Here is a 13,082-nt window from a genome sequence, read left to right as displayed (position 1 = left end):
CAAACGTAAAAAGAGCACCTTTTAAAGATGCTCTTTTTCATTAATACGTAAATGTAATTGTCGCTAATGAATAACCTGTCATTGCACTATATGGCGCAACTTGATAAGATACACGCTTTGCACCTTTTGGCCAAGTTATTTCATTTAATACTTTCTTTATATCTTGCATCGTTCCATCCATGGACTGCTTATATCGTACTTCTACTTTTTCTGGCTTGGAAGCAAATTGTTGCTGTAATTTTTTCTTAAACTCATTGTAATTTTCCGCTCCGTATTGTGCAGATAAATACTTTAAATTTGTTTCTTTTAACATTTGTTCATATACAGCAGTTTTTGAACTACCGGCTTTTATTTTGCTTGTTAATTCGTTGAAGTAGCTTGTAGTTGCCGCTGGATATTCACTACGATCCCATTCATGGTCTTTGCTTAATTGTTCATCAGACATATTAAAATATGAATATGTTACGCGCCCAGCTTTATCAGGAACTGGATCATCGAATGTAGTATCAAGGTGGTACCACTTGTTATCAATGTTCACTAAATTCCATGCGTGAGCTTGTCCATTCCCTGTACCTGTTACAATATGATTTTGAATACCTGCTTCTTTTAGTAATTGATATGTTAACAATGTATATCCTTGGCAAACGGCAGAACGATTCGCTAACGCTTCATACGCTGTATATGCTTGATAAGAAGTATCATATGATACTTCTTTCACAACATAATCATGAATAGCTTTCACTTTTTCATGTTCATCCATACCTTGTTTAATGATAGAATTTACAATTACTTTCGCCTGAGACTTTACATACTGTGTTTGCTCTTTTGATTCACGATACTTCACTTGTAATGTAAATGTATAATTCCCTGGCATCCCTTTTATAGAATATTTAGTAGACGCTACATTATATTTTACATACTCATCTGCATCTACAATTTTATTAAACTCGCCATACAATTGGTCCATAATATTTCTAGCATTTCTATCTTTTGTTTTATATGTGATTGTAATATTTTCTTCTCTATTATCAATCTGTTTTTTTAATTCTTTTCTGAAATCATTTAACAACTTTGCATCTGATTGTGTTGTCACTGTAGTCGGATTCGTAGCCGCATAAGCTACAGCTGACGCCTGTAAGCCTCCCATTACTATAGTTGAACAAAGTGCGGCAGCTGTCACATACTTACTTGTCTTTCCCATCTTGTCACTCCTTACATTCTATAACTATACAAAAAAGTATCGTATAGTTTCAGAGTATACAATACTTTTCAAAATAGGTCATATGAGATTATGCATATTTAACATTTTTAAAAGGGTTGTTCTTTTAGAAAAAGAACAACCCTTTTTTTAGCAAGTTTGTAACACACAGCATGTATTTTCAAAATGGCGATTTTTCAAGTCTTCATTTCCAATACAGAAATAAAGCATCCCTAAATCTCCCCACATCATATTACAATTTTTAGTATCTGAATCAATTTGGAATAAGAGCGTCATATGCTGTGGATCTATCCCCATATATTGTCCAGTCTCGTACAATACCTCATCTTGTACAGAGAATGGTTCTCCAAACATTTGATGATTATCATAGTTGTCTGGGATTAGCTCTTCAAGTAATTGCAAGAAACGATCTGAATCCGCCTCATCTTCAATGAAAAGCTCCGGTAATTTATACGTCAGTTCAAAAGTAATTGCACACTGGTTATATTTCGCTTGTATTTCATCTGCTCTACGTAATTGCTCTACAGGGATATCATAATAAAGTACACGTCCAGCTTCGGTTGGATCCACATCTTCTTCAAAGTAATTTTCAATACTAAAGAAATATAACATCCCTGTCTTAGGAAGATTATGATCCATACCAACGTTTTGTAAATCACTTAAATTAAATTGTGCGATAAAACGTAACGGATTCTCTTTGTATGTTGGATATTCAAATGTATTTGGCAAATCAGGAACTCCGCCCATTTTCGAACTGCCTATCGCAAGTATTTCCTGTTGTTTTGGCACAACTTTTACACAAGGAAATACAGTATTAATAAGTTCCTGTTTCAAATGTGTTAGTTCATATTTATCAATTAATATTTCAATTTTCTGTTCCATAAATTCTCCTTACATTTACATACTTATTTGTATCATAGCACAAAGATTATACTTCATTCATTGTAAATTCAACAAGCCCTCCAAAAAACGGGCTTATCCCTCGTACGCGAACAAGTTTAAAAAAGCATAGTATACATTGTTCCTACAAACACGATAATTCTTTATTTCTTCCAGTACATTTTCCCCTCGTTCATTTTTATTTTTAATTTAAGGAGGAATTCCACATGGGTTACGGATATAGTTGCGGTGGTTACGGTTACGGCGGTAGTTGTGGTGGCGGTTGTGGTTATGGAGGTTTCGCTTTATTAATCGTTTTATTTATCCTTCTAATCATCATCGGAGCTAGCTGTTGGGGCGGCTTTGTAGGCTGCTAGTAAACTTAAAAACTATTGTAAAAAAGCACGTACAATACGTGCTTTTTTTCCATTTTCATTTTTTAGAAAGGAAGTATGTTCAATGAAAATTGATGGTGTTTTTGAAGGAGGCGGTGTACGCGGAATTGCTCATATAGGGGCAATTTGCGCGTTAGCCGAAAAAGGATATGAATGGGAACGTTTAGCTGGAACATCAGCCGGCGCTATTATTGCAGCTCTTCTAGCAGCAGGATATTCTTGTTCCGAATTAAAGACGATTGTAACAGACATTGATTATGAAAAATTCACTAAAAAAACTTTTCTTGATAAAATCCCCTTTATTGGTAAAGGATTAAGCGCTTGGTCTACTCTAGGTATTTATTCAAATGTATTTCTCGAAGAATGGCTAGAAGACCTGCTTAGAAAAAAAGGAATTCATTTGTTTACAGACTTACCCGATTTGAATAAACTCAAAATTATTGCTTCAGATATAAGCAATGGTAAAATGGTTATTTTTCCCGATGACTTACCAAACTACGGATTTTTAAATTATCGCTTCTCTATCGCTAAAGCAGTAAGAATGAGTGGAACCATTCCTTTCTTCTTCGAACCAGTGAAATGGAGAACACCAAAATGGAAGCAGCCTTGTTATATGGTTGACGGCGGTATTTTAAGTAATTACCCAATTTGGATTTTCGATTCACCGACTTCTCCTCGCTGGCCTACCTTTGGATTTCATTTTGTAAAAGATGAGATTCAAGCTGATCCCGCCCACTATGACGAACCTATTTCCATGTTCAAAGGATTATTTAAAACGATGATGCAAGCTCATGATTTACGTCATTTAGATAAAGAATCAAAGGCTAGAACTATTACAATTCCAACAGGAATCATTACCAGTACTAATTTCCAACTAACTAAAGAAGAGAAAGAATGGCTCTATAACTCTGGTTATAATGCAGCTAATAAGTTTTTACAATCCTGGAACTTCAGACAATATGTTGATGAATATAGAGACGGAAATCAGGATCGAAAAACAAATCGGTATTTCCGCCAACTTGACTCATAATTATATTATTTTCCCTGTCACACTTTAATAGTAAATAAGCCTAATAATATAGTACATTATTAGGCTTATTTACTTCTTATGTACTCTCCCATTATTTAAGGATAAGTTAACCCTTCAGCTTCTTTTGCGGTAATTACTATGTAACGGTTTCCGGTTCTTAATCCTAACAGTTCTGCTTTTTCAACTGCATCCTGTTTTGTCTCTGCATAAGCAGCTAAATATTTATCCCCATCGATAATTTGGCAAATCACATATTGTTTCATGTTTTTCTCCTTTTACCCTTTAATTAATTGCGCAATCTTTTTTATCCCAACTTCAATTTCTTCTACAGTTGCATAGGAATAAGAAAGACGTAAAAATTGGTTAGCACTTCTATCATACAAAGTGCCTGGGTTTAACAACAACTTTTCTTGTAAAGCTTTTTCAAATAAACTACGATTCGACATTGGTAGATTTATATGTAGCCAAATGTAAAAGCTTCCTACTGGCTCATGCCAAGTTGCAATGCCACTACAATACTTTTCTAACATACTTATCATAAAATCTCTACGTTTTTTCAATTCACTTCTTACAAACTGTAAATGTTCATCATACAATCCATTTTCAAACCACTCCGCTGCAATCTGCTGGGATATAGAACTTGAACCATAATCAGTTTGCATTTTTATATCTGCTAATCTTTGAATAACTGATTCTGATCCAACAACCCACCCAATTCTTAAACCAGGACTAATGACTTTGGACATACTTCCAATATGTAGCACGATACCATTTTTATCATATGCCTTTAAAGGCTTTGAAACTGGTGCATCGAACCATAAATCTTGATATACCGCGTCCTCAATAATAGGTAATCCAATTTCATTACATATCTCCATCACTTCTTCCCTCTTCTTAGCGTTCATACTAAAATTGGTCGGATTATGAAAAGATGGGATTGTATATAAGATAGATGCGTTAAATTGTTTTTTATATTTTGTAATGTATGAAGTATTTATACCATTCTCATTCATTGGTATTCCAATCAAGCGCATTCCTGCTGATTGAAATACATTAAGCGAATATAAATATGATGGTTTTTCTAATAAAATTGACGCTCCTTTCGGAAGAAGCCCCATAGAAATAAGCTGCAATGCTTGAATTGCCCCTGAAACAATTAAAATAGAGTCAGGAGATACATATACCCCATGCCCTTTTAAATATTCCGCAATTTTTTCTCTTAAATGGAGATTTCCTTTCGGTTCCTCATACCCAAGTGGAACATTTGATTGTAAAATTTTATTAATAATACCCTTCATCTTTTTCTCAGGCAAGAGACTCGGTGAAAGTTCACCTGTTCCTAATCGAATTACATTGGGAGTAAATTCAGCTTGATTAATCTCTTGTACAGCAGGAAGATTCGGATAATGAAGTCCTGTTTCTACGTAAGACTGCCAGTTTGGAGGCGGGGCATATGTTGAAGTATTCTCACTATTTTTTATAACAATTGTTCCCTTCCGTCCATTCCCCTCAATATACCCTTTTGCTATTAACTCATCGAAAGCCATTACAATTGTACTTCGGTTCACTTCAAACGTATGCGCCAAATCTCTTTGTGAAGGTAATTTAGTTCCAATTGTCCATTCCCCATTAACAATTCTCTCTTTTATATAAGATTCTATTTGTTTATACAAAGGAACAGATGAAGACATATTAGGTTTCCAAACGAGCCTTTCCATTATATCACCTCACATATTTTATGGTTGGTAACCTATCCAACCATATGGATGGATACAAATTTTCATTTCTTCTATACAATATAGACTATCATAATTAATCAAATTAAGTAGGAGGTAATCTGATGAGTGAAGCAATTATTCACGGTATCATCCTCGCATTTGGTCTTATCATTCCATTAGGTGTCCAAAATGTTTTCGTCTTTAACCAAGGCGCTAGTCAACCAAATATTTGGAGAGCTGCTCCTGTAGTCTTGACTGCATCTATCTGTGATACATTATTAATATTAATTGCTGTACAAGGTGTCTCCCTTGTCCTCTTAACTTTCTCTTGGTTAACAACCACCTTGTATATGATTGGATTTTTCTTTCTTATGTATATGGGCTGGGTTATTTGGAGAAGCGATCCTTCAAATGATGTAAAACAAGAAAAAAGCATGCCTTTAAAAAATCAAATTATTTTCGCCGCATCAGTTTCATTACTAAATCCACACGCAATTTTAGACACAATTGGTGTAATCGGAACAAACTCTATACAGTACATAGGAAGTGAGAAATGGGCTTTCACTTTTGCAACAATTATAGTTTCTTGGATCTGGTTTATTAGTTTAGCTTTTGCTGGAAAATTTCTTAAAGGATTTGACTCGACAGGAAAAACGATTATAGTATTAAATAAAATTTCAGGGCTAATCATATGGGGAGTCGCACTTTATATGTTAAAACAAGTTGTTTTTCCTAACTAATTAAAGAGAATTGCATGTTATGTAATTGGCATGCAATTCTCTTTCGCATTATGAAGTTGGTTCCGGTTTCTGTTTTAACATCATTTTATCTTTTGCTGGTTTAATCCAAATAATTGCTATGACAGCACCAATAGCAGCGAAGATGCTTGTTAAATAAAACACTTCATGGTCTGCCCCTTTCATAAAAAAAGAATACAGGGGTGGTCCAGCTGCTACACCGATAAATCGCATTGAACTATAAAATGACGTAACTGTCCCCCTCTGCTCTTTTTCAATCCCTTGTGTAATAAGAGCATCTAGACATGGTAACGCCATACCAATTCCTCCCCCCATAATAATGAGACAAAGAAGTAGCAAATAGATTCCTTTTAGAAATAAAGGTAAGAAGACAGATGCAGCAGCCAGTAAAAATCCAATATAGATACACTTTTTCATAATATCTTGTTTATCTCCAATTTTTTTACCAGCCATATATGAGCTAAGTGATAGTACAAGTAAAGGAATAGCGAGTACACACCCTTTCCATATACCATGAATATCGTACTTCGACTCCAGTATAGTTGACAGATAAAAAAGTATTCCGAATAAAATAAGCATAATAATTGCACCTAGTATAAAAATGGCAATTAACCATCTTCCCTTTTCTCGAAACGTAGAGATAATAGATTGAATAAATTCTTTAAGTGGTGGGACTTCTTCTTCTTCTTGTTTCTTCGCCTTTACTAGTACCAGTAGTAAAACAATCGATATTACACATAAAACTGGAATCGCCCAAAATGGTAAGAACCATACAATAGCTGCAAGAGCTGATCCTAATATGGGACTCAATACTTTTCCAAATGTATTTGACGTCTCAATGATTCCTAAACCTGCACTAACCTGTTTTTCATCTTTGTATAAATCACCGACACATGGTATGACAACTGGCATAGCACCAGCAGCACCTATCCCTTGAATTGCTCTTCCGATAAGAATCCAAACATAAGGGTTATCAACTTTCCATGATACCCATCCCGTTATCGCTCCTCCAATAGCTGCAATTAATAAACTTGGAACCATTACCATCTTTCGTCCCCATCTATCTGATAAATAACCAGCAATCGGTATAAGTATAATTGCAATGATAGAATAAATTGTAATTATCATGGATACTTGGAAAGATGAAATATGTAATTTCTTTTCAATAGTTGGCAGGATTGGAATAAGCATTGAATTACCTAGCGTCATAACAAGTGGAACTGATGCAAGTGCAATTAAACAACAGTTTTCTTTTTTTAACATGTTGATTTCGGAACCTTTCATCATATATTTCTTACCATATAATAGCCCTGCTGGAAATTATGTTTACATTCCACCAGGGCTATTTCATCTTTACTACTTTCCATTTACAACAAAAGAAATTGGGTAAAATATAGCATTACTCCTATTCTTTGAATCCTGTTCACAATATATCCATACCAATTAATTGAAAATAAAAAAGAAAGGAAGAATCCTTCCTTTCTCCTATAACCTTCTACATTTAGCGAGTATATCCGCCACCAAGCTGTTGTTCTGCCATCGCTACAAGGCGTTTTGTAATTTCACCGCCTACAGAACCGTTTGCACGTGAAGAAGTATCAGCCCCAAGCTGTACACCAAACTCTTGTGCAATTTCATATTTCATTTGATCTAGAGCTGCTTGTGCTCCATGTGATGCTAATTGATTAGCGTTACGATTTCTAGCCATTACCGATCACCTCCTTATATATATTAAACTGTATCAAATCCGAAATTAAATACATGGTAATTTTTGGTTATTGATAAAATAAAAAAAGAGTCTCCTAAACGAGACTCTTTCATCATTTCACCTTATGAACTTACTACTTCTAATTTTCTATTCGTTAATGCTTTCATTTCTTCTTTCAATATATCTTTCGCATTATGCCCAAACCATTCAAGCGAAGCAAAATGATCAGTATCTCTTACTTCCCGGATGATTTCATCATAGTTTACAATACCTTCAAATAATGGAACCATTCCTACACGACTTCCAGCAGCGGCATATACATTATTTGGTTCAAACACGTGTAAATACTCCGCTGATGATATATTCTTAAAATGGTAATGTTGTATCCACGGCTTTAATCGATGAAAACTATCTACAGGGTCTGCACCAGACTCCCATATATGAAGAAAATCAAGGTTTATTTTTAAATATGGATGATTTACTTCTTCTAACAATTTCAAAGTAGACGGCAAAGTATCCGTTAACGTATTTGGATGTGTTTCTAATAGTATATACATATTATGCGGAGCAAATAGATCACAAATCATGCGAATTCGCTCCACATACTCTTTTCTCTCTTGTTCCGAGAAATCCTCACTACCTTTTTGCCCGGCAAACGTACGAATTTTATTTGTATTAAACCAATTAGCTAGTGTTACCAGCTGTTCACATTTTTCCATCGTTTTTTGAAAATCCGCTAATAATGATATGTCCAAGTAATCACTTATCATCGTAACTTCTAAATTTTTATCCTTTAAATAATCTATTTCTCGTTCTGTCGTTTCACGCTCTTGCATATATAAATTTTGTGCATGGGTCCCCCACAACTCAATTCCTTCAAAACCGTTTTCGTATGCAAATTGAACAATATCAGTAAATGAAATTAGTTGATGGCGAAATGAAATTGTACATAGCGAATATTTCATTGGTTTGAACTCCCTTATCTTAAATTCAATGAACTTGTATTAGTTAAGAAAGACTGATTTGTTATCATTTCTTTCCATAACAGAAACTGTTTCTCTAGTTCATCCTTAATCTGCAGTTCAATTGTATTCATTTCATCAAGTTTCTCAACAATTGGTAATAACATATCTTTATTATTTGTCATTGCCATTTTAATAGCACGGTACTGTACATTTGTAAATCCTTGTACAATGTCTTCCACTCGATCACACCAATAATCAAATTCTTGCTCCGAATATTGTAAAGTTTCACGGAAGTATGCAAAGGCATGTTCATAGCTATATTTACGTATTGCCAATACGGGTATTTGCTTTACTGCCGTTACGAGCCCGGAAAGTGAATACCCATCCTCTTCATTTACCATTTTTATTATTAATTTTTTTAATTCCATTGTTAGTTCATTATCATCTTTTTTGAATGTTTCCATGAAATAACTTTCTACCATCTCTTGTGTTGGCTCCTGAATTCCTTCTATATCAATGAAATAGCCTCCACCAAATGGGTTGTCTTTAACAGAATGGAGCACTTTTTCTCTTTCCATATTCCCTTCCCAGCGAAAATCAGGATCAAGCATGAACCATTCATCTTCTTTCTCTGTCTTCGATATCATTAAGTAATGCGGAAACGGTTTTTGATGAAACTTATTTTCTCTCTCAGGCAATAAAGACATATCAACCATTACAATTACGTAACGATTTTCCGGCTTATTTTCTACTAATTCTAAAAATGTTTCTACATTGCTACTTTTATCTTTTGAATGATCGTACCATTCGTTCACTTTAATGCCATACAATTTTTCATACCAAAGTAAGTAGTTATCATGATTAATGTTTTCGGAATGATAAGAAATAATCCCGTCTTCTGTTATATCAAAATCTCCATCCCATAATCCGAAATAAAATGGACGGAAATCTATATCGCTACGCCTTTTTATAATTTCACAAAAACAACTCACTAAACAGTGAACTTTAATTGAAGTCATACTCTCATCCACTTTCCTAAAAGGTTAGTTATTCACATTTATTTCGTGTAACGGCTGTAACTCTTCCATAAATTCAAGCAAAGATCCTACAGTAAGAAACGCCTTTGGGTCTATCTCATCCTCTGGAACGCATAGCTTTAAATCCATTTCTATGTATACTATAAGCTGTAACATCATTACCGAATCTATATATAAATCTTGATTTAAACGCATCGTTTCTTCTAAATGCGTTACATTTTTCAGTTCCATTTTTTCTCTCATAATACTTAAAACTGCTTCTTTTAACATTTCACGACTCATGTTGTTATCTCTCCCATCTCTAATAACTTCCGACTTACTTTCCCTGTTTTATTTTTCGGAATCTCTGCTACATTTTCAATTTCATGTGGCACTTTATAAGACGGTAAATGCTGTATGCACCATTCTCGTATTTGTACTGGTTCAATACGAGAGACTACTTTCGCTTTTACTATTTCTCCCATCACAGGATGCTTGCCCCGGTATACAATCGCCTCCTGAATACCTTCTAATCGAAGTATCGTTTCTTCCACTTCTATAGGAAATACCTTTAGACCGGACACATTAATAACATCATCTATTCGCCCCATGAAATGAAGGCCTTGCTCAGATCTATAACCTAAATCTTTTGTATAAATCTCCTTTTCAGCAATTTTCACTACGATTTCTTCAGGTTCATCTTCATTTGACCCTATGTTAATACTTACATGAGGAAGTGGTTTTCCTAAATCCAAATGTGTTTCCATAGCATGACATATACTAATGCAACCAGCTTCAGAACAGCCGTACTGCTGCATCATGTATTTCGTCATGCCCTTTAACTTATAAAATAGCGTTTCTGGCAAAGGTGATCCTGATGTCATAATTTTATGAAACTGAAAAGTCCCTTGTGGAAAACTCCCCATAATATGTAACATAAGTGGTACTGCGTATATGATATGTTTTTCGGTATTACGAACTATATTTAATGCGAATTTAGGGTTTTTATTTGTAATGATTATAGGCTTACTACCTCTCGTAATTGCTGATAACGTGCCACAAATTAATCCGTATGAATGTGAAACTGGAGCCATTACAATTGGCACTTCGTCTTCTTCACATTTTAAAGCTTCATTGTAAGCAGCAATTTCTGTTTCAATTTCCGTCCATGCTCTACGAATCAGTTTTGGCTCTCCTGTTGTACCTGAACTATACTGCAATAAAGACGGTTCTTCTTGTAATAGATTTGGAACTTCTAATTTTGTAAAGTCGTTACTTTCTTCGTATAAAAGTGCAGTACACTTTGCGCGCTTTGCCATTTCAATAGCTGTATCCTTTGGCGTATCTTCATGAATAAGTAGTACAGATGCTCTTTTTTCTTTTAGGAAAAACACAAGCGTAATAATATCGAATGGATCTTTCAGACAAAGTGCAAATCTATTTCCTTCTGCTTCTTGAAATTGTTCCACTCCCTCGTAACCTTGTAATCTCAATTCAAAATCATATTTGCTAAATTCTTGTTTATTAACGATTAGCATGATTTCCCCCTGTAACAACTGATTTTTGTATTGTAAGTTGCTTTGCTCTATACAATGGATTTGGAACTTCATGAACAAGCGATTCCACATCCATATATAAACGACGCTTCGTTAATTGCTCTGCATGAAATGTAGGTGCATATAATTGTAATGCTTCAAAACGTTCTTTCAAATGCGAAAATCTTTCAAAATGATCTTCTATTTCTTCAACAAGAATGATCCAAAATTGTTCCTCTTTCAACTGATACTCATCTGCCAGCACGAAAGCCAGTTCACCTAGATTGAATAGGAAAAGCGCATCTAAAACCATTTCTTGTAAACATTCAATACGGTCCATTTCAAAGAAATCATTCATTTGACCATTCGCATATGTTTTATGCATTTTAGTAAAGTCAGGACATTTTTCGAGTTCTTTCAAAAATGGACGATAAAACTCCAGTCCTTCATGAAAATCTTTTAGTGCAATACGGACTGGTATTCCCTCTTCATGAACTAAAATCATGTTTTGTCCATGTGATTCTAATGCGACTCCATGCTCTACAACGAGGTGTACAACTGGGATAATTGCTTTTTGAATAAGCAATTGTAACCAGCTTTCTACTCCATATCTCTTTAACCACAAATCAATAGTTGGTGTCCCATTTTTTCCCTTGGCATATAAACCGTTAAATGGGATTGCCTCTTCTTTCTTATCTAAATATTTGTGAACGCTTTCGCGCCAAATACATCCTAATGAGCCATACGTAGCTTTTTTATTCGCATCGTACGTAACACTCGAAAATTCATTTAACAAAATTAAACGCGATTCATCCCTTAAATAAGGGTCATGATTTACTATATCTTTTAACCAATTCGATATAGCAGGTGCACTCACAACCGAATGTGGTTTTAATGTACGGATAGTTGAAGTATTGAGTAAATTCATTGATAACTTTACATATGGTTTCTCTCGATTCGTAACATTTCTTAATGTCCGCATCGACTGCTGCGCGCAATAATCATCTTCTGATTTCCCTAAATAAATAATATATTTATCCTGTATATGGTCAGTATAATTCGGAATAATAAAGTTCTCCCACTGCCAAGGATGAACAGGTATAAACATGTACTTCTTCGAATCACAGTCCATTGTTCGAATACGATCCATATACTCTTCGATTTTCTTTTCACCAATTTCTTCTTTAAAGGTACAGTTATAACTCTCTTCACTTTCATATCCTACAGTCGTATATTTCTCATGAACTGCAATCCATATAATTTTCATTGATTGCATAAATTCAAATCCATATTGAAAATTATCACGATATTGAAACCCGATGCGTGCTTTATAACTAGGATGATACGGGTGTCCATCTATTAAATGACTTTCAAGCTCATCATAAGATTTCGCAAGATAGTCTTCTTCACAACTTCTCTCATATTGTGCAATCGTATCTTTGAAGATTGTTTGTTCTAATTCTTGAATAAAAGAATCCAATTTCGTTCGATCCACTTGAACAATCCGAAAAATCTCCTGTAAAAATTGTGAAACTGATTGTATTTCTTCTTCCTCATCTTGAACTCTCATTATTAATGAGTCATGTAAACAAATACGCCCAAATGTCATACGTTCTTGCCCATAGCATTGGTACATTACATTTTGATCCTTTTCATCAAGACCTTGTATAATAAAAAGTATTTGCTCTCCCTTTTGTATACGAATCGGCGTAATGATCTCTTCATAAATTAACGATTCTACTAATTGCCGGAATACTCTTCTTCTTACTGAAATGTACTCTTTTGATTGGAGTGCCTTCAATATTTTTATGTGATAAACTTCTTCTTTCATAAATCCCTCCGCTATAATACGGAATATC

General features: G+C 34.5%; 14 protein-coding genes. 3 read left to right on the top strand and 11 right to left on the bottom strand.

The window, feature by feature from the left end:
* Positions 1-40 precede the first annotated feature (40 nt).
* Together QCI77_RS10010 and QCI77_RS10005 are read right to left on the bottom strand one after the other, a co-directional pair.
* A complete protein-coding gene (locus QCI77_RS10010; RefSeq protein WP_483298976.1) occupies positions 41-1,201 on the bottom strand; it encodes a transglutaminase domain-containing protein in 1,161 nt (386 codons plus the stop codon).
* 147 nt (positions 1,202-1,348) lie between these two features.
* Positions 1,349-2,101 (bottom strand): YwqG family protein, encoded by a 753-nt coding sequence (locus QCI77_RS10005; protein ID WP_353824850.1) that lies wholly within the window; start codon positions 2,099-2,101, stop codon positions 1,349-1,351.
* Positions 2,102-2,325: 224 nt separating this feature from the next.
* Between QCI77_RS10005 and QCI77_RS10000 the strand changes: the two genes are divergently transcribed.
* Positions 2,326-2,475 (top strand): YjcZ family sporulation protein, encoded by a 150-nt coding sequence (locus QCI77_RS10000; RefSeq protein WP_046959186.1) that lies wholly within the window; start codon positions 2,326-2,328, stop codon positions 2,473-2,475.
* 82 nt (positions 2,476-2,557) lie between these two features.
* Positions 2,558-3,523 carry a patatin-like phospholipase family protein gene (locus tag QCI77_RS09995; RefSeq protein WP_353824849.1) on the top strand — a complete coding sequence of 322 codons (966 nt, stop codon included), beginning with the start codon at positions 2,558-2,560 and terminating at the stop codon, positions 3,521-3,523.
* Between the two features lie 95 nt (positions 3,524-3,618).
* On the opposite strand, the gene QCI77_RS09990 is transcribed toward QCI77_RS09995, so the two are convergent.
* Positions 3,619-3,786 carry a DUF3933 family protein gene (locus QCI77_RS09990; protein WP_201033654.1) on the bottom strand — a complete coding sequence of 56 codons (168 nt, stop codon included), beginning with the start codon at positions 3,784-3,786 and terminating at the stop codon, positions 3,619-3,621.
* Between the two features lie 12 nt (positions 3,787-3,798).
* Positions 3,799-5,241: an aminotransferase-like domain-containing protein gene (locus tag QCI77_RS09985; RefSeq protein ID WP_353824848.1), complete on the bottom strand. Its 1,443-nt coding sequence runs from the start codon at positions 5,239-5,241 to the stop codon at positions 3,799-3,801.
* Positions 5,242-5,363: 122 nt separating this feature from the next.
* Between QCI77_RS09985 and QCI77_RS09980 the strand changes: the two genes are divergently transcribed.
* Positions 5,364-5,981 (top strand): LysE/ArgO family amino acid transporter, encoded by a 618-nt coding sequence (locus QCI77_RS09980; protein WP_002031419.1) that lies wholly within the window; start codon positions 5,364-5,366, stop codon positions 5,979-5,981.
* A gap of 48 nt (positions 5,982-6,029) precedes the next feature.
* On the opposite strand, the gene bcbE is transcribed toward QCI77_RS09980, so the two are convergent.
* The 7 genes from bcbE to QCI77_RS09945 form a co-directional block, all read right to left on the bottom strand.
* Positions 6,030-7,262: a bacillibactin exporter BcbE gene (gene bcbE / locus QCI77_RS09975; RefSeq protein ID WP_353824847.1), complete on the bottom strand. Its 1,233-nt coding sequence runs from the start codon at positions 7,260-7,262 to the stop codon at positions 6,030-6,032.
* A gap of 238 nt (positions 7,263-7,500) precedes the next feature.
* On the bottom strand, positions 7,501-7,707 hold the full coding sequence (locus QCI77_RS09970) for an alpha/beta-type small acid-soluble spore protein (RefSeq protein WP_000113539.1): 207 nt from the start codon (positions 7,705-7,707) through the stop codon (positions 7,501-7,503).
* A gap of 122 nt (positions 7,708-7,829) precedes the next feature.
* Positions 7,830-8,672, bottom strand: a complete 843-nt coding sequence (locus QCI77_RS09965; RefSeq protein WP_353824846.1) for a sugar phosphate isomerase/epimerase family protein — start codon at positions 8,670-8,672, stop codon at positions 7,830-7,832.
* Between the two features lie 14 nt (positions 8,673-8,686).
* The gene (locus QCI77_RS09960) at positions 8,687-9,691 is read right to left on the bottom strand and encodes a DUF6005 family protein (RefSeq protein WP_193653641.1); all 1,005 of its coding nucleotides are present in this window, start codon (positions 9,689-9,691) and stop codon (positions 8,687-8,689) included.
* A 24-nt stretch (positions 9,692-9,715) separates the two neighbouring features.
* Positions 9,716-9,991 carry a petrobactin biosynthesis protein AsbD gene (asbD, locus tag QCI77_RS09955; protein WP_193653640.1) on the bottom strand — a complete coding sequence of 92 codons (276 nt, stop codon included), beginning with the start codon at positions 9,989-9,991 and terminating at the stop codon, positions 9,716-9,718.
* Positions 9,988-11,226, bottom strand: coding sequence for an AMP-binding protein (locus tag QCI77_RS09950; RefSeq protein WP_353824845.1), 1,239 nt, complete (start codon positions 11,224-11,226; stop codon positions 9,988-9,990). Before QCI77_RS09950 ends, asbD begins: the two co-directional genes overlap by 4 nt.
* A complete protein-coding gene (locus QCI77_RS09945; protein ID WP_016120048.1) occupies positions 11,213-13,054 on the bottom strand; it encodes an IucA/IucC family protein in 1,842 nt (613 codons plus the stop codon). The genes QCI77_RS09950 and QCI77_RS09945 overlap by 14 nt, the downstream gene beginning before the upstream one ends.
* Between the last annotated feature and the right edge of the window lie 28 nt (positions 13,055-13,082).

Source organism: Bacillus cereus group sp. MG9 (assembly GCF_040459995.1).
Lineage (GTDB): Bacteria > Bacillota > Bacilli > Bacillales > Bacillaceae_G > Bacillus_A > Bacillus_A mycoides.
The sequence above is the reverse complement of the archived record's forward strand: the minus strand, read 5'-3'. Positions and strand labels throughout refer to the sequence as shown.